At 66.6% G+C, this 23,701-nt stretch carries 20 protein-coding genes and 3 tRNA genes; 18 read left to right on the top strand and 5 right to left on the bottom strand.

The genetic code is table 11. The features are described 5' to 3' along the window. Positions 1-190: 190 nt before the first annotated feature. The 9 genes from thrS (at position 191) to ACFCQI_RS02050 (ending at position 7,927) form a co-directional block, all read left to right on the top strand. A complete protein-coding gene (gene thrS, locus ACFCQI_RS02090; protein WP_395119724.1) occupies positions 191-2,092 on the top strand; it encodes a threonine--tRNA ligase in 1,902 nt (633 codons plus the stop codon). A gap of 44 nt (positions 2,093-2,136) precedes the next feature. Next, a complete protein-coding gene (gene infC / locus ACFCQI_RS02085) occupies positions 2,137-2,661 on the top strand; it encodes a translation initiation factor IF-3 (protein WP_395121221.1) in 525 nt (174 codons plus the stop codon). Positions 2,662-2,958: 297 nt separating this feature from the next. Then, positions 2,959-3,156, top strand: a complete 198-nt coding sequence (gene rpmI / locus ACFCQI_RS02080; RefSeq protein ID WP_395119723.1) for a 50S ribosomal protein L35 — start codon at positions 2,959-2,961, stop codon at positions 3,154-3,156. A gap of 11 nt (positions 3,157-3,167) precedes the next feature. Beyond that, a complete protein-coding gene (rplT, locus tag ACFCQI_RS02075) occupies positions 3,168-3,527 on the top strand; it encodes a 50S ribosomal protein L20 (protein WP_136257363.1) in 360 nt (119 codons plus the stop codon). A gap of 97 nt (positions 3,528-3,624) precedes the next feature. Then, positions 3,625-4,620: a phenylalanine--tRNA ligase subunit alpha gene (pheS, locus tag ACFCQI_RS02070; RefSeq protein WP_395119722.1), complete on the top strand. Its 996-nt coding sequence runs from the start codon at positions 3,625-3,627 to the stop codon at positions 4,618-4,620. Between the two features lie 106 nt (positions 4,621-4,726). Then, positions 4,727-7,159, top strand: coding sequence for a phenylalanine--tRNA ligase subunit beta (gene pheT / locus ACFCQI_RS02065; protein WP_395119721.1), 2,433 nt, complete (start codon positions 4,727-4,729; stop codon positions 7,157-7,159). A 1-nt stretch (position 7,160) separates the two neighbouring features. After that, positions 7,161-7,460 carry an integration host factor subunit alpha gene (gene ihfA, locus ACFCQI_RS02060; protein WP_395119720.1) on the top strand — a complete coding sequence of 100 codons (300 nt, stop codon included), beginning with the start codon at positions 7,161-7,163 and terminating at the stop codon, positions 7,458-7,460. Next, the gene (locus ACFCQI_RS02055) at positions 7,441-7,797 is read left to right on the top strand and encodes a MerR family transcriptional regulator (RefSeq protein WP_077513841.1); all 357 of its coding nucleotides are present in this window, start codon (positions 7,441-7,443) and stop codon (positions 7,795-7,797) included. Before ihfA ends, ACFCQI_RS02055 begins: the two co-directional genes overlap by 20 nt. 53 nt (positions 7,798-7,850) lie before the next feature. Beyond that, positions 7,851-7,927, top strand: a tRNA-Pro gene (locus ACFCQI_RS02050). A 128-nt stretch (positions 7,928-8,055) separates the two neighbouring features. Here ACFCQI_RS02050 and serA read toward each other — a convergent pair. Next, complete coding sequence (gene serA / locus ACFCQI_RS02045; protein WP_395119719.1) at positions 8,056-9,288, bottom strand: phosphoglycerate dehydrogenase; 1,233 nt, start codon at positions 9,286-9,288, stop codon at positions 8,056-8,058. Between the two features lie 119 nt (positions 9,289-9,407). Between serA and ACFCQI_RS02040 the strand changes: the two genes are divergently transcribed. Both ACFCQI_RS02040 and pip read left to right on the top strand, forming a co-directional pair. After that, the gene (locus tag ACFCQI_RS02040) at positions 9,408-10,799 is read left to right on the top strand and encodes an FAD-binding oxidoreductase (protein WP_395119718.1); all 1,392 of its coding nucleotides are present in this window, start codon (positions 9,408-9,410) and stop codon (positions 10,797-10,799) included. Between the two features lie 62 nt (positions 10,800-10,861). After that, positions 10,862-11,821 carry a prolyl aminopeptidase gene (pip, locus tag ACFCQI_RS02035; protein ID WP_395119717.1) on the top strand — a complete coding sequence of 320 codons (960 nt, stop codon included), beginning with the start codon at positions 10,862-10,864 and terminating at the stop codon, positions 11,819-11,821. 49 nt (positions 11,822-11,870) lie between these two features. On the opposite strand, the gene ACFCQI_RS02030 is transcribed toward pip, so the two are convergent. The 4 genes from ACFCQI_RS02030 to ACFCQI_RS02015 form a co-directional block, all read right to left on the bottom strand. Further along, on the bottom strand, positions 11,871-14,615 hold the full coding sequence (locus ACFCQI_RS02030; protein WP_395119716.1) for a lamin tail domain-containing protein: 2,745 nt from the start codon (positions 14,613-14,615) through the stop codon (positions 11,871-11,873). Positions 14,616-14,721: 106 nt separating this feature from the next. Next, positions 14,722-15,363, bottom strand: a complete 642-nt coding sequence (gene upp / locus ACFCQI_RS02025) for a uracil phosphoribosyltransferase (protein ID WP_395119715.1) — start codon at positions 15,361-15,363, stop codon at positions 14,722-14,724. A gap of 97 nt (positions 15,364-15,460) precedes the next feature. Then, a complete protein-coding gene (locus ACFCQI_RS02020; RefSeq protein WP_395119714.1) occupies positions 15,461-15,817 on the bottom strand; it encodes a PsiF family protein in 357 nt (118 codons plus the stop codon). A gap of 154 nt (positions 15,818-15,971) precedes the next feature. Continuing rightward, positions 15,972-17,468, bottom strand: a complete 1,497-nt coding sequence (locus ACFCQI_RS02015; RefSeq protein ID WP_395119713.1) for an aminotransferase class III-fold pyridoxal phosphate-dependent enzyme — start codon at positions 17,466-17,468, stop codon at positions 15,972-15,974. Between the two features lie 293 nt (positions 17,469-17,761). Between ACFCQI_RS02015 and ACFCQI_RS02010 the strand changes: the two genes are divergently transcribed. The 7 genes from ACFCQI_RS02010 (at position 17,762) to ACFCQI_RS01980 (ending at position 23,681) form a co-directional block, all read left to right on the top strand. Further along, positions 17,762-18,691: an ABC transporter ATP-binding protein gene (locus tag ACFCQI_RS02010; protein WP_395119712.1), complete on the top strand. Its 930-nt coding sequence runs from the start codon at positions 17,762-17,764 to the stop codon at positions 18,689-18,691. 1 nt (position 18,692) lies between these two features. After that, positions 18,693-19,472: an ABC transporter permease gene (locus ACFCQI_RS02005; protein WP_395119711.1), complete on the top strand. Its 780-nt coding sequence runs from the start codon at positions 18,693-18,695 to the stop codon at positions 19,470-19,472. A 15-nt stretch (positions 19,473-19,487) separates the two neighbouring features. Next, positions 19,488-20,720, top strand: a complete 1,233-nt coding sequence (locus ACFCQI_RS02000) for a sensor histidine kinase (RefSeq protein ID WP_395119710.1) — start codon at positions 19,488-19,490, stop codon at positions 20,718-20,720. A gap of 63 nt (positions 20,721-20,783) precedes the next feature. Continuing rightward, positions 20,784-21,389 carry a response regulator transcription factor gene (locus tag ACFCQI_RS01995; RefSeq protein WP_395119709.1) on the top strand — a complete coding sequence of 202 codons (606 nt, stop codon included), beginning with the start codon at positions 20,784-20,786 and terminating at the stop codon, positions 21,387-21,389. A gap of 626 nt (positions 21,390-22,015) precedes the next feature. After that, a tRNA-OTHER gene (locus ACFCQI_RS01990) sits at positions 22,016-22,086 on the top strand. Beyond that, positions 22,087-22,159, top strand: a tRNA-Thr gene (locus ACFCQI_RS01985). 397 nt (positions 22,160-22,556) lie between these two features. Then, a complete protein-coding gene (locus tag ACFCQI_RS01980) occupies positions 22,557-23,681 on the top strand; it encodes a slipin family protein (RefSeq protein ID WP_395119708.1) in 1,125 nt (374 codons plus the stop codon). The last annotated feature ends 20 nt before the right edge of the window (positions 23,682-23,701 follow it).

Genomic DNA, 23,701 nt, shown 5'->3' with positions numbered 1-23,701 from the left:
TCCGCGACGCGCACGATCTGGGCTAGACTAGGATTTCGGCACCATCCACGAGACCAAGGTGGCCCGCGCTTGCGCCGGCCGAGTGTGCGACATGACGACTACGTGCTGCCACGACTGACCGCCACCACGCCTTCGTTTGTCAAAGAAAGGGCGTCACGCCCTTTTTTGCTTTTCAAGAGAAGCTTTCGCGATGATCGAGATTACGCTCCCCGACGGCAGCAAGAAGCCGTTCGAACACCCCGTCACCGTGCAGGACGTGGCCGCTTCGATCGGCGCCGGCCTGGCCAAGGCCACGCTGGCCGGCAAGGTCGACGGCAAGCTGGTCGACGCCAGCTTCCCGATCGAACACGATGCCAGCCTGCAGATCGTCACCGAGAAGAGCCCGGAGGCGCTGGAGATCCTGCGCCACTCCACCGCGCACCTGATGGGCCAGGCCGTGCAGCGGCTGTTTCCCGGCGCGCAGGTCACCATCGGCCCGGTGATCGACAACGGCTTCTACTACGACTTCGCCTACGAACGCCCGTTCACGCCCGAGGATCTGCCGAAGATCGAGGCGGAGATGCACAAGATCGTGGCCGAGCAATTGCCGGTCACGCGCAGCGTGAAATCACGCGACGAGGCGGTGGCGTTCTTCCGCGGCCTGGGCGAGAACTACAAGGCCGAGATCATCGAGGGCATCCCGGCCGACCAGGATCTGTCGCTGTATTCGCAGGGCGAATTCACCGACCTGTGCCGGGGGCCGCACGTGCCGAACACCGGCAAGCTGCATTCGTTCAAGCTGATGAAGGTGGCTGGCGCGTACTGGCGCGGCGACTCGAGCAACGCGATGCTCAGCCGCATCTACGGTACCGCCTGGCTCAACGACAAGGACCTGAAGGCCTACCTGTTCCAGCTGGAAGAGGCCGAGAAGCGCGACCATCGCAAGATCGGCAAGCAGCTGGACCTGTTCCACCAGCAGGAAGAGAGCCCCGGCATGGTGTTCTGGCACCCGAACGGCTGGGCGATCTGGCAGCAGGTCGAGCAGTACATGCGCGGCGTGTACCGCAGCAGCGGTTACCAGGAGGTGCGTTGCCCGATGGTGCTGGACGTGTCGTTGTGGAAAAAGTCGGGGCACTGGGACAATTACAAGGAGAACATGTTCTTCACCGAGTCGGAGAAGCACACCTTCGCGCTGCGCCCGATGAACTGCCCTGGCCACGTGCAGATCTTCAATGAGGGCCTGCGCAGCTACCGCGACCTGCCGCTGCGCTATGGCGAGTTCGGCGGCTGCCATCGCAACGAGCCGTCCGGCGCGCTGCACGGCATCATGCGCGTGCGCGCGTTCACCCAGGACGACGGCCACATCTTCTGCACGCCCGGGCAGATCGAGCCGGAGGTCACCGCCTTTCACCGGCAGGCGATGCAGGTCTACGCCGATTTCGGTTTCGACAAGATCGAGGTGGCTCTGGCGCTGCGCCCGGACCAGCGCATCGGCGACGACGAGGTATGGGATCGGGCCGAGGCTGCGCTGCGGGGTGCCTTGGCGGCTGCCGGGGTAACCTGGACCGAGCTGCCGGGCGAGGGCGCCTTCTACGGCCCCAAGATCGAGTACCACATGCGCGATTCGATCGGCCGCGACTGGCAGGTCGGCACCATGCAGGTGGATTTCATGATGCCCGAGCGGCTGGGCGCCGAATACGTGGACGAGCACTCCCAGAAGCAGCATCCGGTGATGCTGCACCGGGCCATCGTGGGGTCCATGGAGCGTTTCATCGGCATCCTGATCGAGCACCATGCCGGCCTGCTGCCGACCTGGCTGGCGCCGGTCCAGGCGATGGTGTTCAGCATTACCGATGCGCAGGCCGGTTACGTTCGCGAGGTCACGCAAGCCCTTGTCGACAAAGGTTTCCGGGTACAATCGGATTTGCGCAACGAGAAAGTCGGCTATAAAATCCGCGAACATACGATGCAGAAAGTGCCTTATCTGCTCGTGGTCGGCGACCGCGAGAAAGAGACGGGCGCGGTTTCTGTCCGTACCCGTTCCGGCGAGGATCTGGGCAGCATGCCGCTGGCCGATTTCATCGGGCGACTGGAGACCGAAACCCGGCGTTGAACGCCGAACGGTCTGTTTCATCACTTCTTCTGGAGGATCGTGGTATCGCAACCACCGACAACAAGGGCAATCGTCGCAACCTGGAAATCCGCGTGCCGCGGGTGCGTGTCATTGGCGCAGATTCCGAGCAACTCGGCATCCTGACCCGTGACGAAGCGCTGGCGCTGGCGCAGGAAGCCGGCATGGATCTGGTCGAGATCCAGCCCAATGGCGATCCGCCCGTATGCCGCATCATGGATTACGGCAAGTTCAAGTTCGAAGCCCAGAAGAAAGCCCAGGCCGCCAAGAAGAAGCAGAAGCAGGTCGAGATCAAGGAAGTGAAGTTCCGTCCGGTCACGGACGTGGGCGACTACCAGATCAAGCTGCGCAACATGCTTCGCTTCCTGGAAGAGGGCGACAAGGTCAAGGTCACCATCCGCTTCCGCGGCCGCGAGATGTCGCACCAGGATCTCGGCCAGAACCTGGCCCGCAAGATCCAGGAAGACGTCGGCGACAACGGCCAGGTCGAGTCGTACCCCCGGCTCGAAGGGCGCCAGATGGTCATGATGATCGGGCCCAAGAAGAAATAGGCTGTTCGCGTTTGCGGGAGTTCGCTCGCGGGCAATGCTCCTTTTGCCGTGTCTCCCGGAGCGGCCGCCCTCAATTGGGTAGCGGGCAAGCCCCGTACCCTCTCCCCAATCCTCTCCCGAGGGGAGAGGAGGCACGCGTCGGCACTTCGTGCTGGCGTTTGACCTTTTGAACCCGTATGATTACGGGTTCGACCCGCCGGAAGGGTCGTGCACCGGTCATGGCAGGACGGAAAGAGCAACCCGCGGTTGCCGCCAGATCAGTCAGAAACGGGATCATTCCCACTCAAGGAGCATTCCATGCCCAAGATCAAGACCAACCGGGCGGCTGCGAAGCGTTTTCGCAAGACCGCATCCGGCAAGATCAAGTGCGGCCACGCATACAAGTCGCACATCCTGACCAAGAAGTCGACCAAGCTGAAGCGTGGTCTCCGTGCCCCGAACCACCTCAAGGCGTGTGATGCGCCGGGCGTGGCTCGCATGCTGCCGTACTTGTGAGGAGATAGACCATGGCTCGTGTAAAGCGTGGCGTCACCGCTCGTCGTCGTCACAAGACCATCATCGGCCGCGCCAAGGGCTACTACAACGCCCGCCGCAAGGTCTTCCGCGTCGCCAACCAGGCCGTCATCAAGGCTGGTCAGTACGCCTATATCGGCCGCAAGCAGCGCAAGCGCCAGTTCCGTGCACTGTGGATCGTGCGCATCAACGCTGCCGCGCGCATGTTCGGGCTGTCCTACAGCCGTCTGATCAATGGGCTGAGCAAGGCCGGCATCACCGTCGACCGCAAGGTCCTGGCTGATATCGCCGTGCACGACATCAAGGCGTTTGGGGCCATCGCTGACAAGGCGAAGGCCGCCCTGGCTGCTTGATCGTCGCTTGCGACGATAGAATGTGAATCAAGCGGGGAGGAGGCCACACGCCTCCTCCCCGTTTTCGTTTTTGCACGTCCGAACCGGGACCGCACCTATGGATGATCTGGAACGCCAGGCCGCGCAGGCGCTGGCTGGCATCGAACAGGCCGAGACGCTGGATACGCTGGAGTCCCTGCGCGTGGGCCTGCTGGGCAAGAGCGGCATCGTGACCGCCGCGCTGAAGACCCTGGGCACCCTGGCGCCCGAGCAGCGCAAGGCGCGCGGTGCCGAAGTGAACCGTGTCAAGGAGCGCCTCGTCGACGCACTGGCGACACGCAAGGCCGTGCTGGAACAGGCCGAGCTCGACCATCGGCTTGCCTCCGAGGCGATCGACATTTCGCTGCCCGGCCGCGATGGCGAGCGCGGCGGCATTCACCCGATCACCCGCGCGCTGGAACGCATCGCGTCGATTTTCGCGCGGCTCGGCTATCAGCGCGCCGACGGCCCCGAGATCGAGGACGACTGGCACAACTTCGAGGCGTTGAACTTCCCGCCGCACCATCCGGCGCGCGCGATGCACGACACCTTCTACTTCGGCGACGGCCGTCTGCTGCGCACGCATACCTCGCCGGTGCAGATCCGCACGATGGCCGGTCGCCAGCCGCCGATCCGCATCATCGCGCCGGGCAAGGTCTACCGCAGCGATTCGGACCAGACTCACTCGCCGATGTTCCATCAGATCGAAGGCCTGCTGGTTGACGAGACTTCCAGTTTCGCCGACCTCAAGGGCACCCTGGCCGAGTTCATCCGCGCGTTCTTCGAACGCGACTTCGAGATGCGTTTCCGCCCCAGCTATTTCCCCTTTACCGAGCCTTCGGCCGAGGTCGACATCCGCTGGGAGACCGAGGATGGCCAGAGCCGCTGGCTGGAGGTGCTCGGCTGCGGCATGGTGCATCCGAACGTGCTGAAGAACTGCGGCATCGATCCGGAGCGCTACACCGGCTTCGCCTTCGGCCTCGGCGTGGAGCGCTTCGCCATGCTGCGCTACGGCGTCTCCGACCTGCGTGCGTTCTTCGAGAACGATCTGCGGTTTCTCAGGCAGTTTGCATGAACGGGAATCGGGAATGGAGAGCAGGGAATCGTAGAGGCGGCCTCGGTGCCGTGTTTTTTGCCTTTCCCATTCCCGATTCCCGATTCCCCATTCCCGGATCCAAACCATGAAATTTTCCGAAAACTGGTTGCGTGAACTGGTCGAGGTCAAGGCTGACCGTGCGGCATTGGCGCATGCGCTGACCATGGCCGGGCTGGAGGTGGAAGAGCTCACGCCACTGGGCGAGGGCCTGGCCGGCGTGGTGGTGGCCGAGATCGTCGCAGCCGAAAAGCATCCGCAGGCCGACCGGCTGCAGGTGTGCAAGGTCGATGCAGGGCAGGGCGAGCCGCTGCAGATCGTCTGCGGTGCGCCGAACGCGCGGGTGGGCATCAAGGTGCCGCTGGCCAGCGTTGGTGCGCAGTTGCCCGGCGATATTTCGATCAAGGCGGCCAAGCTGCGCGGCGTCGAGTCGTTCGGCATGCTTTGCTCGGCGAAGGAATTGGGCATCGATGCCGATGCCTCCGGCCTGCTGGAACTGCCGCTGGATGCGCCGGTGGGCCAGCCGCTGGTTGCCTACCTCGGCCTGCCCGATGCCAGCTTCGAACTGAAGCTCACCCCGAATCGCCCCGATTGCCTCGGCCTGCTCGGCCTGGCGCATGACGTGGCTGCGCTGTTCGGCAGTCACGTGAAGACCGTCGCGCAGGCGGCGGTGCCCGTGAGCAGCGAAGCGCGCCGCGGCATCCGCCTGGAGGCGGGCAAGGATGCGCCGCGCTATCTCGGGCGCATCATCGAAGGCATCGACCTGGCGGCAAAAACGCCGTTGTGGCTGGCCGAGCGCCTGCGCCGAGCCGGCCTTCGCCCGATCAACGCGGTGGTCGACGTCACCAATTACGTGATGCTGGAACTGGGCCAGCCGCTGCACGCGTTCGACAACGACACGCTGGACGGCGACATCGTGGTGCGCCATGCGCGCGCCGGCGAGACACTGAAGCTGCTCGATGGCAGCGAAGCAAAGCTGGATGACGGCTTCGTGCTGATCGCCGATGAGAAGAAAGCGCTGGCGGTGGCCGGCGTGATGGGCGGTCACGACTCGCGCGTCACCGACGCCACGCGCAACGTGTTCCTGGAGTCCGCGCACTTCGCCCCGGCCGCGATCATGGGCCGCGCGCGCAAGCTGGGCTTGCACACCGACGCCTCGCACCGCTTCGAACGCGGCGTCGATCCGGGCTTGCCGCGTCGCGCGCTGGAGCGCGCCAGCGAACTGCTGCTGGCGATCGCCGGCGGGCAGGCCGGCCCGGTGCTGGTGGCCGAGAACGCCGCCGACCTGCCGCAGCCGATGCCGGTGACCTTGCGCCGCGCACGCCTGAAACGCGTGCTCGGGGTGGACGTGGCCGACGCCGAGGTGACACGCATCTTCACCGCGCTGGGCATGCGGGTGGAAACGATCGGCGATGGCTGGCGGGTCACCGCGCCGAGCAGCCGCTTCGACATCGAGCGCGAGGAAGACCTGATCGAGGAGGTCGCGCGCATCTTCGGCTACGACAAGATTCCCACCCATTCGCCGTCCGGCGCGCTGGTGCTGGCGATCGAGCCCGAAGCGCGCATCAACGAGCTGGCGCTGCGCGAGCAATTGGCGGCACGGGGTTACCACGAAGCCGTCAACCTGTCGTTCGTGGCGGCCGAGTTGCTCTCCCGCTGGGGCTTCAACGAACAACTGGTGCCGCTGGCCAATCCGCTGTCGGCTGACCTGGCGGTGATGCGCCCCTCGCTGCTGCCGGGCCTGGTCGAGGCGTTGCGGCACAACCGCGCACGCCAGCAGGGTCGCGTGCGCCTGTTCGAAGTGGCGCGGGTGTTCCGGCAAGGCGCGGCCGGGTGCGAGGAGCCGGGCATCCACGGCCTGACGCATCCGCAGGCCGGCGAACCACCGGTGGAAACCCCCAGCCTGGCCGTCGTGGCCAGCGGCAACGCGCGCGCCGAGCAATGGGGCGAGCCGTCGCGCCTGCTCGATTTCCACGATCTCAGGGGCGACCTGGATACGCTGATCGCCTGGGGCGGCGAGCCGGAGCGCTGGTCGATCCATGCCGATGAGCTGCCGTCCTGGCTGCATCCGGGCCGCGGCGCCCGGGTCGCGCGCGACGGCGAGACGGTCGGCTATCTCGGCGCCCTGCACCCCCGGCTGGCGCGGGAGCTCGATCTTGGCCCCGACGTGCATGTGCTGGAGGTGGCGCTGGAGCCGCTGCTGGCCCGCCGCCTGCCCCGGGCGACCGCGATCCCGCGATTTCCTGCGGTGCGCCGCGATATCGCGATGGATTTGCCGGAAAGCGTCAGCTGGTCACGGATCGAGCACACCGTTCGCGGCACGCTGGGCGCGCGGTTGCGGGAGCTGCGGCTGTTCGACCGCTACAGCGGCAAAGGCGTCGAAGCAGGCCGAAAGAGTCTCGCTATGGGCTTGATTTTGCAGGACGCTTCACGCACCCTTACAGACGACGACGCGGATCACTGGGTACGCGAAGCGGTGAACGCGTTGGAGCAGACATGCCAGGGGAAACTGCGAGGATGAGATGGCGCTGACCAAGGCGGAAATGGCCGAGCGGCTTTTCCTCGACGTGGGCCTCAACAAGCGTGAGGCCAAGGAATTCGTGGATGCCTACTTCGAGGTGGTGCGTGGTGCGCTGGAGAACGGCGAGCAGGTGAAGCTGTCCGGGTTCGGCAATTTCGACCTGCGCATGAAAAACCAGCGGCCGGGGCGCAACCCCAAGACCGGCGAGGAGATCCCGATCTCCGCGCGGCGGGTGGTGACCTTCCGACCGGGGCAGAAACTCAAGGTGAGAGTCGAAAGCTATGCTGGATCAAGGGAATAACACCGAACTGCCGGCCATCCCGGCCAAGCGCTACTTCACCATCGGTGAAGTGGGCGAGCTGTGCGGTGTGAAGCCCCACGTGCTGCGTTACTGGGAGCAGGAGTTTCCGGCCCTCAACCCGGTCAAGCGCCGCGGCAACCGCCGCTACTACCAGCGTCACGACGTGCTGATGATCCGTCAGATCCGTTCGCTGCTGTACGACGAGGGTTTCACCATCACCGGTGCGCGCGCGCGCCTTGAAGGCCCGCAGGCACGGCTGGAATCGAGCATGTCGCACCAGATCGTGCGCCAGGTGCGGATGGAGCTGGAGGAAGTGCTGACGTTGCTGCGCCGCTGAGCGACATCACGCTTCCGGCAGCGCACCACAAGCTGCTAGAATCGCCGTTTCGTCGGGGCGTAGCGCAGCCTGGTAGCGCATCTGCCTGGGGGGCAGAGGGTCGTCGGTTCGAATCCGGCCGCCCCGACCAAGTGATTTCGCACATGAAAAAAGCGCCCATCGGGCGCTTTTTTCATGTGCGGAAATGGGAAATCGAAGAAGCGGTGCCGCCGCATCGCCAGCTCTTCCGATTCCCGATGCCCTTTCCCTATCCCCGGCCTAATACAGCACCCGGGCGCGCAGCGTCCCCGGAATCGTCGCCATCTGCGCCTTCAACGCATTCGCCTGGGCCTCGTCGGCGCTGACGTCGATCACCACGTAGCCGACTTCGCTGTCGGTCTGCAGGAACTGCGCGTCGATGTTGAGGTTGCCGGCGGAGAACAGTTCGTTGATGCGCGACAGCGTGCCGGGCACGTTGCGGTGGATGTGCAGCAGGCGGCGGCTGTGCGGGTGTTCGGGCAGGGTGACCTCGGGGAAGTTCACCGCCGACAGGGTGGAGCCGTTGTCGCTGTAGCGCACCAGCTTGCTGGCCACCTCGATGCCGATGTTGTCCTGCGCCTCCAGCGTGCTGCCGCCGATGTGCGGAGTCAGGATCACGTTGTCCATGCCCGCCAGCGGCGAGACGAAGGCGTCGTCGTTGCCTTTGGGCTCGAGCGGGAACACGTCGATCGCCGCACCGGCCAGCCGCTTCTCGCGCAGTGCCACGGCCAGCGCCTCGATGTCGACCACGCTGCCGCGCGAGGCGTTGATCAGCATGGCGCCGGCGTGCATCTTCGCCAGTTGTTCGGCGCGGATCATCAGCTGCGTGGCCGGGGTCTCGGGCACGTGCAGGGTGACCACGTCCGAGCGTTCCAGCAGTTCGTCCAGGCTGGACACCGCACGGGCATTGCCCAGCGCCAGCTTGGTCTCGATGTCGTGGAAGATCACCCGCATGCCCAGGCTCTCGGCCAGTACGCCGACCTGGGTGCCGATGTGGCCGTAGCCGACGATGCCGAGCACCTTGTCGCGCGTCTCGTAGCTGCCGCTGGCCGACTTGGCCCAGCCGCCGCGGTGGCATTGCGCGTTCTTCTGCGGAATGCCGCGCAGCAGCATGATCGCCTCGGCAATCACCAGTTCGGCCACGCTGCGGGTGTTGGAATAGGGCGCGTTGAACACCGGCACGCCGGCCAGGCGGGCGGCGCCCAGGTTCACCTGGTTGGTGCCGATGCAGAAGCAGCCCACCGCGATCAGCCGCTTGGCCTGCGCCAGCACTTCGGCGGTGAGCTGCGTGCGCGAACGGATGCCGATGATGTGGGCTTCGCCGATGCGCGCCTTGAGTTCGTCCTCGGGCAGCGACTTGGCGTGCAACTCGACCTGGCTGTAGCCGGCCCGATGGAATACCTCCACCGCGCTGGCGCTGACCCCCTCCAGCAGCAATACCTTGATGTCCTGGCGCGGATAGGAGGTCTGCATCTTCGTGGCGTGTCCGGTGGCGGCGGTCGGTCCAGAGTAGGCGAGGAATTGCCGCACTGCAACACTGGACGCGCTCCGGCGCGGCTGGCAGTCTGTGTGGATGCCCCCGGAGCCGCCGCATGTCCGATGACCGCCTCGCCGACCTGTCCCGCCGCCTGCCCGAACTGCGCCTGCTGACGGCCGCGGCCGACCTCGAACACTACGGTCGCGACTGGACCCGCCGCTGGACGCCGGCGCCGCTGGCAATCGCCTTGCCGACGTCGGTGGAAGAAGTGCAGGCGATCGTGCGCTGGGCCAACGAGCAGGCGGTGGCGATCGTGCCATCGGGCGGGCGTACGGGCCTGTCCGGCGGCGCGGTGGCGGCGAACGGCGAGCTGGTGCTCAGCCTGGAGCGGATGCAGCGCGTGCTCGGCTTCGATGCAGTCGATCGCACCCTCACCGTGCAGGCGGGGATGATCCTGCAGCACGTCCATGACGCGGCACGCCAGCATGGCCTGATCTATCCGGTCGATTTCGCGGCGCGCGGCTCGTGTTCGATCGGCGGCAACATCGCCACCAACGCCGGCGGCATCCGGGTGATCCGTTACGGCAACACGCGCGAGTGGATCGCCGGGTTGAAGGTGGTGGCCGGCAACGGGGAGCTGCTCGATCTCAACCGCGGCCTGGTGAAGAACTCCAGCGGCTACGATTTTCGCCAGTTGCTGGTCGGCTCGGAAGGCACGCTGGGCATCGTGGTGGAGGCGACGCTGAAGCTCACCGATCCGCCGCTACCCTCGCAGGTGATGCTGCTGGCGTTGCCGGACATGGACGCGCTGATGCAGGTGTTCGCGCTGTTCCGCGCGCGGCTGGTGCTGCAGGCGTTCGAGTTCTTCACCGATCACGCCTTGCGCCACGTGCTGGCACACGGCGCGCAGCGCGCCATCGACGGCGATTATCCGTACTACGTGGTCACCGAGTTCGATGCTGCGGACGAGCGGCAGCAGGAAGCAGCGTTGGCTGCATTCGAGCTGGCACTGGAACAGGGCTGGGTCAGCGACGGCGTGATCGCGCAGAGCGAAGCGCAGGCAGCCGCGCTGTGGCGCCTGCGCGAAGGCATCACCGAGAGCCTGGCGCCGCGGCGGCCGTACAAGAACGACATCTCGGTTCGGGTCGGCGCGGTTCCCGCCTTTCTGCACGACATGCAGGCGTTGCTGGCGCGCGAGTATCCGCAAGCCGAGGTGGTCTGGTTCGGTCACATCGGCGACGGCAACCTTCACATCAACGTGCTGCGGCCGGATGACCTGGCCGAGGCCGCGTTCATCGAGCAGTGCGAACACGTCACCCATCTGCTGGCGGATACCCTGCAGCGCCATGGCGGCAGCATCTCGGCGGAACACGGCATCGGCCTGGTCAAGCGGGCCTATCTGGACAGCACCCGCAGCGCGGCGGAGATCGACCTGATGCGCGGCGTGCGCAAGGTGTTCGACCCACGCGGCATCCTCAATCCCGGCAAGCTGTTTGCTGGCGATTGAGGGCCTGCAAACCGTGCCCGTGCTAGCCTTGGCGGCTTGTCTGTGGATTCGAAGGAGCCGTCATGCCGTCGTCGCCGCTGCGTTCGCTGTATCCCGAGATCGAGCCGTTCGACCGCGGCATGTTGCCGGTGTCGCCGCTGCACACGTTGTACTACGAGCAGAGCGGCAATCCGCACGGCAAGCCGGTGGTGTTCCTGCACGGTGGCCCGGGCGGCGGCACGAATCCGAAATGCCGGCGCTTCTTCGATCCGGCGGTCTATCGCATCGTGCTGTTCGACCAGCGTGGCTGCGGCCAGTCGACCCCGCATGCAGAACTCGCCGACAACACCACCTGGGACCTGGTCGGCGACATCGAGCGCGTGCGCGAGCACCTTGGCATCGACCGCTGGCAGGTGTTTGGCGGTTCGTGGGGTTCGACCCTGGCGCTGGCATACGCGCAGACCCATCCGGACAAGGTGACCGAGCTGGTGCTGCGCGGCATCTTCATGCTGCGCCGGGAAGAGCTGGAGTGGTTCTACCAGAAGGGTTGCGACGCGCTGTATCCGGACGCATGGGAAACCTATCTGGCTGCAATCCCCGAGGTGGAACGCGGTGACCTGATGAGCGCCTATCACCGCCGCCTGACCAGCGACGACGCGGCGGTGCGCAGCGCGGCCGCGCGCGCCTGGTCGGTATGGGAAGGCGCCACCAGCTTCCTGTGGCAGGACAAGTCGCACATCGAATCGAGTGCCGCGGACGACTTCGCGCTGGCCTTTGCCCGCATCGAATGCCATTACTTCGTCAACGGCGGCTTCTTCGAACACGACGATCAGTTGCTGCGCAACGTGGATCGCATCCGCCATATTCCGGCCGTGATCGTGCAGGGCCGCTACGACGTGGTGTGCCCATTGCGCAGCGCATGGGATCTGCACCGTGCCTGGCCCGAAGCCGACCTGCACATCGTGCAGGACGCCGGCCATTCGGCGTTCGAGCCGGGCATCCTGCACCAGTTGCTGGAAGCCACCGACCGCTTCGGTCGCTGAGCCCGGTCAACGTGCGAAGGCCGCCGGTCGGCGGCCTTCGCGGGTGTGTTCAGTGCAGCCGCCGGTGGATCAGCGGCACGAACAGGTCCACCACGAAGCCGTCATGGTCCGAGACGCCGATCGCCCGCGTCCAGTCGCTGGCATTGGCGGCGTCGTCGACGGTCTGCGCCGGCGCGTCGAGGTCGGCACGGCCGAACTGCATGCGCAGGAAGCGCAGCCGTGCCGGCACGTTGAGCAGGGCGTGGTCCAGCACCTGGAAGGTCGGCACGGTGCGCCCGGGGTTGCCGCTGCCGGCCCTGGTGTAACCCTGGATCTCGCCGAAGTTCTGCGTGTACAGGAACGAGTAGCGATCGTCGGGTGGCACCGTGTTCACCGCGTTCCACAGCGCCGGCTGCACGATATTGTGGCCGAGCTTGAGCAGGTTCTGGTTGTCGTCGTAGCGGCCGGCCACCAGGTTCACCACGTCGGTCCAGCCATCGGTGAACTGGTAGGCATTGAAGTCGCCCACCACCAGCAGCGGCATGCGCGGATCGGCCTGCTGCAGCGCCTGCACCTGGCTGGCCAGCGATTTTGCCTGCAGGAAACGCTTTTCCCGATCACGCTCCGCGGCGGCGGTATTGTCGTCGACGTTCGAGCGCGCCTTCATGTGCACGGCAATCACGTGGAAACGCGTGCGGCCTGCCTGCGCGGTGAGCAGCAGCGGCGGGTGGTCGTGGATGAAGGCGGTGTGGCCGTCGTCGTCCCAGGTTTCGCCGGCGGCGAGTTGCTGCACCGAGAGCACCTGCACGTGGTCGCGGCGCACCAGGAATCCGACGTTGATGCCGCTGGGATCGTGGCCGGGCAGCAGGTAAGCGTCGTACGCCACGCCATAGTCGGCAAGAATCTGCGTAGCCAGGCCCTGCAGCAGCGGCCGGGTTTCCACTTCCTCCACCGACAGCACGTCGGGCAGCTGCAGCACGCTGCCGACATAGCTGGACAGGCGGCGGGTCTTCAGCGCGACGGCGTCCGGCGTGGGCTCCTTGCTCCCGCCGCTGCAGGTGTAGGTGGTGTCGAACACGCTGTCGCAGAAGCGCTCCATGTTGAACGCGCCGATGCGCAGCGCCAGCAGCGGGGTGGGCGAGACCGGCCGTGGTATCGGCGCGGCGTACGCCAGCCGGAACTGCGTCGGGATGAAGGTGTAGGCGCCGAAGTCGTAGGAGATCACGCCCTCGGCCCGGAACGTGCTGCCGGCGTTGAACGGCGTGTTCAGCGGCACCGCACCGAAGTCGGCAGTGTTCATCTTGAACACTTCCGGGTTGCCGCTCCAGTTGGGCAGGTCCACGCCCGCAGGCACCGGCACGCCGAACACCACGCCGGGCTGGCGCAGCGAGCGCCGGCCATTGGCGGTGATGCTGACCTCCGCATACGGTTCGCTGCTGAAACGCTTGTTGCCGGTGTTGATCATGCCGTGATCGATGCGCACACGCATGCTCATGAAGCACTGGAAATTGGTGGTGCCGCAGGAGAGCTGGTCCGGATCGGGCGAGGGCGTGCGCCGGTCGAACACGACGGCGCGCGGCAGGCGCACGTGGCGGCCGACCACGCTTATCGTCGGGTTCTTCAACTCGGTGAGGCCGTAGTAGTCGTCCACCACCGCCGCGACGTCCACCGCCTCGCCCACGCTTACCGTCGGTGCGGCGTTGGTGAACACATACACGCCATTGGACGTCAGCGGGCTGGCGTCGGCGCGCGCGTCGGGCGTCTGCATGGTGAAGCCCAGCGGGCCCACTGCGGTGACCACGTTGCCGTAGGTCAGCACCGACTTGCCGAGCAGGGCCGCCCGCTGCCCGCTGCCGTTGATCTGCCAGATCTCCGCCTGCACCGGGATGTCGTAGTGGATGGTGCCGATGGCGGTGGCGTCGCCCAGCGCCACGCCGTCGCCGGGATCGCTCAGCGTGACGCTGAAGTCCTTGTCGTCGGCCGGCGTGGAGCGCCCATGCACGACCACGTTGAAGCTGGCCTGGGTCTCGCCCGCGGCGATGGTGAGGGTAGTGTCGAGCGCTTCGTACTCCACGCCCGCGGTGGCGCTGCCGTTGGCGGTGGCCACGTGCACGCTGGTGCCGCCGCTCGGCGCCGGTTCATTCATGGTGATGGTGAACGGCATCGCCACGTCGCTGGCGCCGTGCACGCTGATGCTGGCGTCGGCAATCGACAGCGACGGGCCCATGGCCACGCAGGTGCTGGCGCTGTTGTGCGGCTGGGTCGGGCTCACGGTGACGAAATCGGCGCTGTTGTCGCCGGAGTTCTGTGGCAGGCCAGCCGCGGTCTGCCGCCGCTGGTAGCCTTGGTCGATGTTGCTGCTGCCCAGCGAGGCCAGCGGCGTGCCCGCCTTGTAGGCCGAACCGGTGCTGAGGCCCACTTGGTCGACGATGTTGCCGTCGGCGTCGAGCAGGGCCAGGCCGCCGGTGTCGGTAACGCCGGTGGCGTAGGTGAGATCGCCCGGCACGCTGCCGGAGTAGCCGCCGCTGGCGCTGTTGGTCAGCAGCAGGTGGCAGCCCGACGCCAGTTGCGTGCCGGCGGGGAAGGTAAGCCGCGTGCCGATCGTGCCGCTGGCGTTGGAGGCGTTGAACTTGTACGCGGACAAGTCAATCGCCGCAGGGCCGGCGTTGAACAGTTCGACGAACTCGTCGTTGCCGCCGGCGGGGCCGCGAACCCGGAACTGGTCGATGCTGACGTCGGCAGCCTGTGCGGCGAACGTCGAGGCGATGCCGGCCAGCAGCAGCCACAGGCCGCGTTGCGCGAGCTTTGCGAACATGGTTTCTCCCCCGATGACGTCCGGTCAGCCGGAACGCGCCGAGTTTAGTGGCGCCTTGTGACCGTGCCGTGAAACCGCGCACGCCGCTTCCGCGGCGATCTGGCGCTCAGCCGGCGGGCAGCTGCTTGGTGCCGAAGATCTTGTCGCCGGCGTCGCCCAGGCCGGGCAGGATGTAGCCGTTCTCGTTGAGCCGCTGGTCGATGGAGGCGGTGTAGATCTCGATATCGGGATGGGTCGCGGTGATGCGTTCGAGCCCTTCCGGCGCGGCGACCAGGAACAGCCCCTTGATGCGCTTGCAGCCGGCCGCCTTGAGCATGTCCACGGTGGCGACCAGGGTGCCGGCGGTGGCCAGCATGGGGTCGACGATCAGCGCGATGCGCTCGTCCATGCGGTCGGTGAGTTTCTCGTAGTAGGTGACGGGCTTGAGCGTGTGCTCGTCGCGTTGCAGGCCGACCACGCTGACCTTGGCCGCCGGAATCATGTCGAGCACGCCGGGCAGCATGCCCAGGCCGGCGCGCAGGATCGGCACGATGGTGATCTTGCGGCCCTTGATCCGATGCACGTGCAGCGGTCCGGCCCAACCCTCGATCTCCTCCTCGACCGTCTCCAGATCCTTGGTGGCCTCGTAGGTGAGCAGGGCGGCGACTTCGGAAGCCAGTTCGCGAAACTCCTTGGTGCTGATGCCGGCGCGGCGCATCAGGCCCAGTTTGTGCTGGATCAGCGGGTGGCGGACTTCGACGATCTTCATCGGTGGACGGTCTGGTGGCGGCGCCGGGCGCGACAGTCCGGGAGCTTAGCGAAGCGGTGCTGTCCACGCACGCCGGCATGGACAGCACCGCGATGCGTCAGGGCGTGGCGGCCGCTCCGCCCTTCAGGCAGGAGCTCATGAACGCCTTGCGCTCGGCACCCTTGAGCGCCTTGGTCTTGGCGTCCGCGTTGCAGCTCTTCATCTTCGCGTGCTGGGCCGTGTCGGTCGACGCCGCCGCGGGCGCCGAGGCATGGCCTTTCAGGCAGGAGCTCATGAACGCCTTGCGCTCGGCGCCCTTCTTGCCGGTGGCCTGGTGGTTGCAGTCGATCATCCGCTGCTGCTGGGCAGTGTGCGGCTTGGTGGATGCCGCCGGGGTCGCCGGGCTGGCTGCGAAGGCGGTGCCGGCAAAGGCGAAGGCGGCGCTGATGGCGAGCAGGCGCAGTGACAGTGACATGGTGAATCCTCCCTGGGTGACCGGCAGCTGCCGGCCGGATCAGTCTAGGCAGGGGGACACCGTCAGGGCAGTCGGCAAGTTCTTACGTGCATGAAGTATTCAGCTGCGGCGAAACGTCGTGTTTCGCCGCAGCCGGTGTGGGTGGCCGCGCGGCTCAGGCCGCTTCGGCCTTGGCCTTGCGCGGGCCTTCCAGCAAGGCCTTGCGCACGTGGGCGACGATCAGGTCGACCTCGGCGCTGGTGACCTTGAAATGCGGGGTGAAGCGCAGCGAGTTGACGCCGCCATGGATCACGCCGATGCCGTGCTCGCGCATGAATTCCTCGGTCGAATCGGCGCCGAAGCATTTGTACTCCGGGGCCAGTTCGCAGGAGAACAACAGCCCGGTGCCCTGCACCTTGGTGATCAGGCCTCCCAGCTCGTGCTTGAGCGCGCCAAGCTTGTCGACGAACTCCTTGCCGCGCTCGCGGATGTTCTGCCGCACCTCATCGGTCAATTCGCCGAGCGTGGCCAGCGCCACGTCGAGTGCGCGCGGGTTGGCAGTCATGGTGTTGCCGTAGATGCCCTTGCGGTACAACCCGGCGGCGCGGTTGCCCACCGCCAGCACCGACAGCGGGTACTGGCCGGCGTTGAGCGCCTTGGAGAAGGTTTCCATGTCCGGCGCCGGCAGTTTCTCGAAACCGGGGTAGTCGGTGATCGACAACACGCCGTGTGCGCGCAGCCCGGCCTGGATGGAATCGACCAGCAGCAGGGTGCCGTGCGCTTCGGTCAGCTCGCGGGCGGCACTGTAGAACTCCGGCGTCACCGCCCGGCCCGGGTCGCCTTCGCCCATCACCGGTTCCAGGAACATGGCCTCGATGAACCAGCCGTGCTTGTCGGCATCGGCGAACACGGCCTTCAGTTGCGCCACGTCATACGGCGCCACCGTGATCACGCTCTCCTCGTGGCGATAGCTGGCCAGGTTCTGCTGGTAGGTCTTGCGCGAGGAGTCCGAATACAGCGCCGGCGCCTCGGTGCGGCCGTGGAAGGCGCCCTTCACCGCCAGCCGCTTGATCGTGCGGCCCGCATGGCGCGCGCCGGCATCGGTCATCGCCTTGGCGTTGACGTCCGCGATGCGGCAGGCCAGCGACACCGACTCGGAGCCGGAGTTGAGGCACAGGTAATGTTCGTACGGATTCTTGCCGCGGTTGCGGCCGAGCTCCTTGTTCAGTGCGGCGGTGAAACGCATCTGCGCCACGCTGGGCGACATCACGTTGGCCATCACCTGCGGGCGCGACAGCGCCGCCAGGATGGCCGCATCGTTGTGGCCGAAACCCAGCATGCCGTAGCCGCCGTTGTCGTGCACCACGGCGCCCTTCAGCGTGACGATCCACGGCCCGCGCGCGGCGGCCGGCAGGTACGGGTTGATCGCGTCGTCCGGGTAGAAATTGACGAAACCCGCCTGTGCCTTGGCCAGTTGCTCGGCTTCGTCGAGCTTGAGGAAATCCCCCAGCTCGTCGCGCAGCTCGCGGTGGCGCGCGACGGCCTCGGCGACTGCCTGGCCCAGCAGCGGATCGTTCGCCGCCATGCGCTCGATGCTGGCGTCGTCCAGGCCGGTGGTGCGGGGCTTGCCGCCGAATTCGCGCAGTTCGCGCAGCTGGTTGATCACACCCATGACATTCTCCTCGTAGACGTCGGCGCCTCGCACCCAGCGCGAAGCAGGCCGCTCGATCCGCGCGTGGGCGTCGTGGGCCGGAAATCCTTGCGTAGCGCAAATTCCAGCGTGGCGAGCCCGCGTCGGGGCGCCCGGACGTGCCGGTCGCGCAAGATCATTGGCCCAGCATAACGCGCCCGGGCAGGTCTCCGGTACCCCCGGCATGACGGCTGTCACCCCCGATGACTGACGCCGGCGCATGGGCAATCGGCCGCGAAATGCCCAAGCTGCGGGCATCGAGGAGGATCATGTCGATGACTGTTTCCGAGCAGGTGGTGGCCCGGCTGGCGGGCGTGGAGAAGCGCTACGGCCGCCTGGTCGCGCTGGACAATGCCGGTTTGCAACTGCGCCGCGGCGAGTTGCTGGCCCTGCTGGGCCCCAACGGCGCCGGCAAGACCACCGCGATCAGCCTGCTGCTGGGCTTGCTGCGCGCCGATGCCGGCACGGTCGAGCTGTTCGGGCGCGATCCCGGGGATGTCCGCGCACGCCGGCGCATCGGCGTGATGCTGCAGCACGCCGAACTGCCCGGCACGCTGCGGGTGGGCGAACTGTTGCGTCTGATTGCGAGCTATTACCCGGCCCCCCGCAGCATGGCGGAGAGCGCCCGCATGGCCGGTGTCGACGACCTGCTGGCTCGCCCCTACGCGAAGCTGTCCGGCGGCCAGCAGCGGCGCGTGCAGTTCGCGCTGGCGCTGTGCGGCCGGCCCGAGCTGCTGTTCCTGGACGAGCCGACTGTGGGCATGGACATCGAGGCGCGGCAGAGGCTGTGGGCGGCGATCAGCCAATTGCGGGCCGAGGGCTGCGCGGTGCTGCTGACCACGCATTACCTGGAGGAAGCCGAGGTGCTGGCCGACCGGGTCTGCGTGATGGCGCGCGGGCGGGTGATCCACGAAGGGACGGTCGAGGCGCTGCGCGCACGGATCGCGACCCGGCGCATCCGCTGCGTCAGCACGGTGGATGCCGGCGTGGTCGGCGGCTGGCCTGCGGTCACCGCGGCGGAACGGCGCCAGGACCGCCTGCACGTGACCACCGACGCGGCCGAAGCGGTGGTACGCCGCCTGCTCGACGCCGACCCGCAACTGAGCGAGCTGGAAGTGCAGCGCGCCGGCCTGGCCGAGGCATTCACCGAACTCACCCGCGAGGCCGAACAGGGCTTGCCCGAAACACGCCGCGAGGTTGCCTGAGATGGATCAAGCCATGTCGATTCCGCTTGCCGCCGCGATGCCGATGTCGCGCCGGCGCGTGCTGGGCGCCTACCTGGCCGAGATGCGCAGCGAATGCCTGCGCTACCTGCGCGCGCCGGGTTTCATTCTGCCGATGACGCTGTTCTCGACGGTGTTCTACGTGATGTTCGGCGTGTTGCTGAACCACGGCGAGGCGTCGCGCTACCTGCTGGCCAGCTATGGTGCGTTCGGCATCATCGGACCGGGCCTGTTCGGCTTCGGCGTCTCGCTGGCGATCGAGCGCGATGGCGGCCTGCTCACGCTCAAGCGTGCCTTGCCGATGCCGCCTGGCGCCTACCTGCTGGGCAAGATGGTGATGGCCATGATCGCGGCCACCGTGGTGATCGCGCTGCTGCTGCTGATCGGCATCTTCCTGGCGCACGTCAGTCTGTCGTGGGGCCAGATGCTGGCGCTGGTCGCCACCGGTGCTTTCGGCGTACTGCCGTTCTGCGCGCTGGGCATGTTCGTCGGCACCTTGCTCAAGGGGCAGGGCGCGCCGGGGCTGCTCAACCTGGTCTATCTGCCGATGGCGTTCCTGTCCGGCCTGTGGCTGCCGCTGTCGATGTTGCCGCGGATGCTGCAACAGATCGCGCCCGTCTGGCCCAGCTATCACCTCAACCAGCTGACCCAGGCGGCGGTGGGTCTGAACCATGGCCCTGTGCTGGGCCACGTGCTGGCGCTGGCCGGTTTCGCTGCGGTTTTCCTGTGGCTGGCGGCGCGGCGTTTGCACCGGAACGGTTGAAGTAGGATCACCCTCATGACCAATCTGCGGGAGCCTGGCGTCATGCACCAGCGCATCGTCCAGTTTCTGACCCCGGCGCCGGACTCCGCGGCGGCGCGCAGCATGCATCGCGGCAAATCGCCGTGGGTGGATGCTGTGCACCTGTTGTGGTCGGCGTGGATCTTCGTCGTGCCGGTGTGGAACAACGACGGCTGGAGCACGCGCTGGGTCGTCACCACTCTGGTTAGCTATCCGCTGTTCCTGCTGCTGTATTACCGGTGCATCGCGGGGCCGCGTGCGCAGGTCCGCGCCGGCGCCCTCGCGTTGGTGCTGCTGAGCATGTCGTTGCTGCCCTGGTATCCCAGCGGGCTGACCTATTTCATCTATGGCTGCGTGATGCTCTGCACCAGCGTGGGTCGTTTCCGCGCCTATCTCGGCTGGCTGGCCGGGCTCAATGTGGTGTTGCTGGCCGAGACCTCGCTGCTCGGTTACCCATGGCAGGCCGTGTTCTCCATCCCGCTGACCTCGTTCATCATCGGCATCATCATCAAGGCCGAGCATGGCAGCGAGGAGAAGGACGCGCAGCTGCGGCTCTCGCACGAAGAAGTGCGTCGGCTGGCGGCCACTGCCGAGCGCGAGCGCATCGGCCGCGACCTGCACGATCTGCTGGGCCATACCCTGTCGCTGATCACGCTGAAGCTGGAGTTGTCACGCAAGCTGTTCGACCGGGACCATGCGGCGGCCAGGCGCGAAGTGGAAGAGGCGGAGAAGGTGGCGCGTCACGCGCTTGCCGAAGTGCGCAGTGCGGTCAGCGGCATCCACGCCACCGACCTGGCGGCCGAGCTGGCCTCGGCGCGGCTGCTGCTGGAATCCTCCGGGGTGTGCATGGAATACGCGGCACCGCCGACCGACTTGCCGCAAGACACCGAACGCAGCCTCTCGCTGATCCTGCGCGAGGCGGCGACCAATATCGCGCGCCACGCGGCGGCAAGTTGCGCGAACGTCGATTTCGTGCGCGAGCCTGCCAGCGTGCGCATGAGTATCCGTGACAACGGCCGCGGCGGCATCGACGGCGCCGGCAACGGCCTGCGCGGCATGCGCGAGCGCGTGCGCTCGCTGGGCGGCACGCTGGAGATCAGCTCGCCGTTGCGCGGCGGCACGACCATGCTGGTCAGCGCGCCGCTGCCGGTGCTGCGACTGGTCGCCATGCCAGCGACCGCTGCCGGCGGCGTGGCGCCCGCGGCGCAGGGTGGGCATTCGGCCGCCTGACGATCGAAGCCATCACGATGGAGCTTTTCCAATGCCGCTGAAGCAATCGCCACGAGGCGCCGCATGATCCGCGTGCTGCTGGCCGAGGACCAGGCGATGGTGCGCGGCGCACTGTCGGCGCTGCTGAGCCTGGAGCCGGACATGGAGGTGCTCGGCTCCGCACCCGACGGCGAGGCGGCGTGGCGGGAGATGCAGCGCCTGAAGCCCGATGTGCTGGTCACCGATATCGAGATGCCCGGCCTCACCGGGCTGGAGCTGGCCCAGCGCATCCAGCGTCACGACGAGCTGCCGGTGAAGGTCATCATCGTCACCACCTTCGCCCGCCCGGGTTTCCTGCGTCGCGCGCTGGATGCCGGCGTGTCGGGCTACCTGCTGAAGGACGCTCCCGCCGAGAACCTCGCCGAGGCGTTGCGCACCGTACACCGCGGTGGTCGTGCGATCGACCCGCAGCTGGCGCTGGAAGCCTGGTCCGAAGCCGACCCGCTGAACGATCGCGAACGCCAGGTGCTGCGCCTCGCCGGCGAGGGCCAATCCGCCGGCGACATCGCCGCAAAACTCAACCTCTCGCACGGCACCGTGCGCAATTATCTGTCCGAAGCGATCGGCAAACTCGGCGTCGGCAACCGCATCGAGGCGTATCGGCTGGCGCGGCAAAAAGGCTGGTTGTAAGTTTTTCCGATATTCGATAAAAAATGCTTGCGCGTGGTTGTTAATAGGTGTAACGTCCGCAGCCCTCGCCTTTTGGCGACCATCAGATAAAAGAGTTTCCATGTCGTTCCGCATAACCCAGATGAGCACACCATGCACGTCGCAGTATTGCCGCGATGCAGGCCTGTTCATGCGCGGCGAATGGCTCGACTTGGCAATCGTCTGCCGATAATCGACTGATCCCTTTGCGGAGATCGGTCACCCCGATCTCCCGAGGCAACGCGAACGCCCTCGGGTCGCCAACCCCGGGGGCGTCTTGTTTTTGCCGTTCGCAGGGGATGCGCATGCATCGAACAAGGTTTGCGGAATCCGTTTCGCCCTGAGGCATCCGGTCAGCCATGGCCGAGGCAGGGGCGCAGCTGCGAAGGCGCTTGCGCGCTGCGTCCCGGTGCTTCGGCGCGGGCTGTGCGAGAAACGGATCACCACGTATCGGGCAACCATGCCCGCACCTATTGCCGGTTGGTGACAGCCGGCAATCGGGAACATCGAACCGACCGGCTCCAGCGGCATGGGCTCAAGCCCCATCCGGTGCGCGCGGCTTTGCCGGCGGCGTATGCCGGGGTCTGCCGGGCGGTGTTCCACAACGACGACGTTGGCTCAGCGGTAGAGCGGCAGGTTCGTTCCTGCAAACGCCGGTTCGATTCCGGCACGTCGGCCACTGGATAGCTCAGAGGGGTAGAGCATCGGTCTTGTAAACCGAGTGTCGCGGGTTCGACTCCCGCTCCAAACCATGACCTGTCACGTCATGACCAGGAACGAAAGTTCCGACCAGGAAACGCCTCGCGCGGCGCCTGGCCTGCAAGCCACGGAGGGTTTGCGGATCAGGCAAGGCGGCGGTGGCGGGGCCGGGCCCACGTCCCGACAGCGGGCAAGCGGATATCGAAGCGATTGTCTTGCAGGCATTCGCCGGAATATCCGGTTCCCCGCCAAGGCACGTCGGCTTCGCCCCATTATCGTCAGGAGGCGTTTCCGCCTTATTCGCTTTAATCGGCGCATGACGTCGATTATCCCGCGAGGGAGGGGCTTTTGCGGCCCGATTATCTGCAATGTTAATGCGTCGTACCGATCCGGCGACGCAGTCGGCTTATCCGACGGATCGAAACAAGGATTGACGGAAGGAGTATCAACATGTTCTGGATCAAGCAAATCGTGATCGGCGACGGCGAGCGCGGCTTGCTGTATCGCAACCGTCGTTTCCAGCGCGTACTGCCGCCGGGCGTGTACCACTTTGTCGACCCGTGCAAGCGTATCGCGGCCAGCGTGCACAACCTGGCCAAGCCCGAGTACACCGGCGCCGACACTGACGTGCTGATGGCGCTGATGGATGGTGCGCTGGCCGAATGCTTCGACGTGGCCGACATCGGCACGCAGCAGGTTGGCCTGGTGCTCAAGAACGGCAAGCTGGAGGACGTGCTGGCACCGGGTACGCGCAAGCTCTACTGGAAGGGCCTGGTGCCGGTCGAGGTGCAGGCGGTGTCGCTGGCGGAAACGCTGGAAGTCGATGCGCGCGTGGCCAGCCGACTGCGCCAGCTGGGCGTGCTCGGCAAGGTCGCGGTGACGGTGGACGTGCCGACGGAGTCGGCAGGCCTGCTGTTCATCGACGGCAAGCTGGTGCGTACGCTGGCACCGGGGGCCTGGGCGTTCTGGAATTTCCAGAAGAACGTGGCGGCCGAGGTGATCGAGCTGCGCGTGCAATCGCTGGAGGTGTCGGGCCAGGAACTGCTGACCCGCGACAAGGTGAGCCTGCGGGTGAACCTGGCCGCCAGCCTGCGCGTGACCGATCCGGTCGCCGCGCGCACCAAGGTGGTCAAGTACGGCGACTACGTCTATCGCGAGCTGCAATACGGCTTGCGCAAGGCGGTGTCCGGCAAGACGCTGGACGAGCTGCTGGGCGACAAGGCTTCGCTGGACGCGGACATCTTTGCCTACGTGCGCGGCCGTGTCGTTGAGCTGGGCGTGGAAGTGCTGGGCGTGGGCGTCAAGGACGTGATCCTGCCGGGCGAGATGAAGGACATCCTGAACAGCGTGGTGCAGGCGGAGAAGGCGGCCCAGGCCAACGTGATCCGCCGGCGCGAGGAGTCGAACGCCACCCGTTCGCTGCTCAACACCGCGCGGCTGATCGAGGAGAGCCCGGTGCTGATGCGTCTGAAGGAGCTGGAGGCTCTGGAGAAGGTCACCGAGAAGATCGACAAGCTCACCGTGTTCGGCGGCCTGGACGGCGTGCTGAACCAGTTGGTGAGCCTCAAGCAGTAACCTCGCGGCGATCGCACGGA

It is taken from the genome of Rhodanobacter sp. FW102-FHT14D06, assembly GCF_043950705.1.
Lineage (GTDB): Bacteria > Pseudomonadota > Gammaproteobacteria > Xanthomonadales > Rhodanobacteraceae > Rhodanobacter.
The sequence above is the reverse complement of the archived record's forward strand: the minus strand, read 5'-3'. Positions and strand labels throughout refer to the sequence as shown.

Bases quoted from the DNA above. Each gene is read 5' to 3' on its own strand.
- ACFCQI_RS01980 (WP_395119708.1), top strand. From the start codon at position 22,557: ATGTTCTGGATCAAGCAAATCGTGATCGGCGACGGCGAGCGCGGCTTG.
- ACFCQI_RS02030 (WP_395119716.1), bottom strand. From the start codon at position 14,615: ATGTTCGCAAAGCTCGCGCAACGCGGCCTGTGGCTGCTGCTGGCCGGC.
- ACFCQI_RS02020 (WP_395119714.1), bottom strand. From the start codon at position 15,817: ATGTCACTGTCACTGCGCCTGCTCGCCATCAGCGCCGCCTTCGCCTTT.
- ACFCQI_RS02000 (WP_395119710.1), top strand. From the start codon at position 19,488: ATGACCAATCTGCGGGAGCCTGGCGTCATGCACCAGCGCATCGTCCAG.
- serA (WP_395119719.1), bottom strand. From the start codon at position 9,288: ATGCAGACCTCCTATCCGCGCCAGGACATCAAGGTATTGCTGCTGGAG.
- pheS (WP_395119722.1), top strand. From the start codon at position 3,625: ATGGATGATCTGGAACGCCAGGCCGCGCAGGCGCTGGCTGGCATCGAA.
- ACFCQI_RS02040 (WP_395119718.1), top strand. From the start codon at position 9,408: ATGTCCGATGACCGCCTCGCCGACCTGTCCCGCCGCCTGCCCGAACTG.
- ACFCQI_RS02015 (WP_395119713.1), bottom strand. From the start codon at position 17,468: ATGGGTGTGATCAACCAGCTGCGCGAACTGCGCGAATTCGGCGGCAAG.
- rplT (WP_136257363.1), top strand. From the start codon at position 3,168: ATGGCTCGTGTAAAGCGTGGCGTCACCGCTCGTCGTCGTCACAAGACC.
- ACFCQI_RS02010 (WP_395119712.1), top strand. From the start codon at position 17,762: ATGACTGTTTCCGAGCAGGTGGTGGCCCGGCTGGCGGGCGTGGAGAAG.
- upp (WP_395119715.1), bottom strand. From the start codon at position 15,363: ATGAAGATCGTCGAAGTCCGCCACCCGCTGATCCAGCACAAACTGGGC.
- thrS (WP_395119724.1), top strand. From the start codon at position 191: ATGATCGAGATTACGCTCCCCGACGGCAGCAAGAAGCCGTTCGAACAC.
- ACFCQI_RS02005 (WP_395119711.1), top strand. From the start codon at position 18,693: ATGGATCAAGCCATGTCGATTCCGCTTGCCGCCGCGATGCCGATGTCG.
- rpmI (WP_395119723.1), top strand. From the start codon at position 2,959: ATGCCCAAGATCAAGACCAACCGGGCGGCTGCGAAGCGTTTTCGCAAG.
- pip (WP_395119717.1), top strand. From the start codon at position 10,862: ATGCCGTCGTCGCCGCTGCGTTCGCTGTATCCCGAGATCGAGCCGTTC.
- pheT (WP_395119721.1), top strand. From the start codon at position 4,727: ATGAAATTTTCCGAAAACTGGTTGCGTGAACTGGTCGAGGTCAAGGCT.
- ACFCQI_RS01995 (WP_395119709.1), top strand. From the start codon at position 20,784: ATGATCCGCGTGCTGCTGGCCGAGGACCAGGCGATGGTGCGCGGCGCA.
- ihfA (WP_395119720.1), top strand. From the start codon at position 7,161: ATGGCGCTGACCAAGGCGGAAATGGCCGAGCGGCTTTTCCTCGACGTG.
- ACFCQI_RS02055 (WP_077513841.1), top strand. From the start codon at position 7,441: ATGCTGGATCAAGGGAATAACACCGAACTGCCGGCCATCCCGGCCAAG.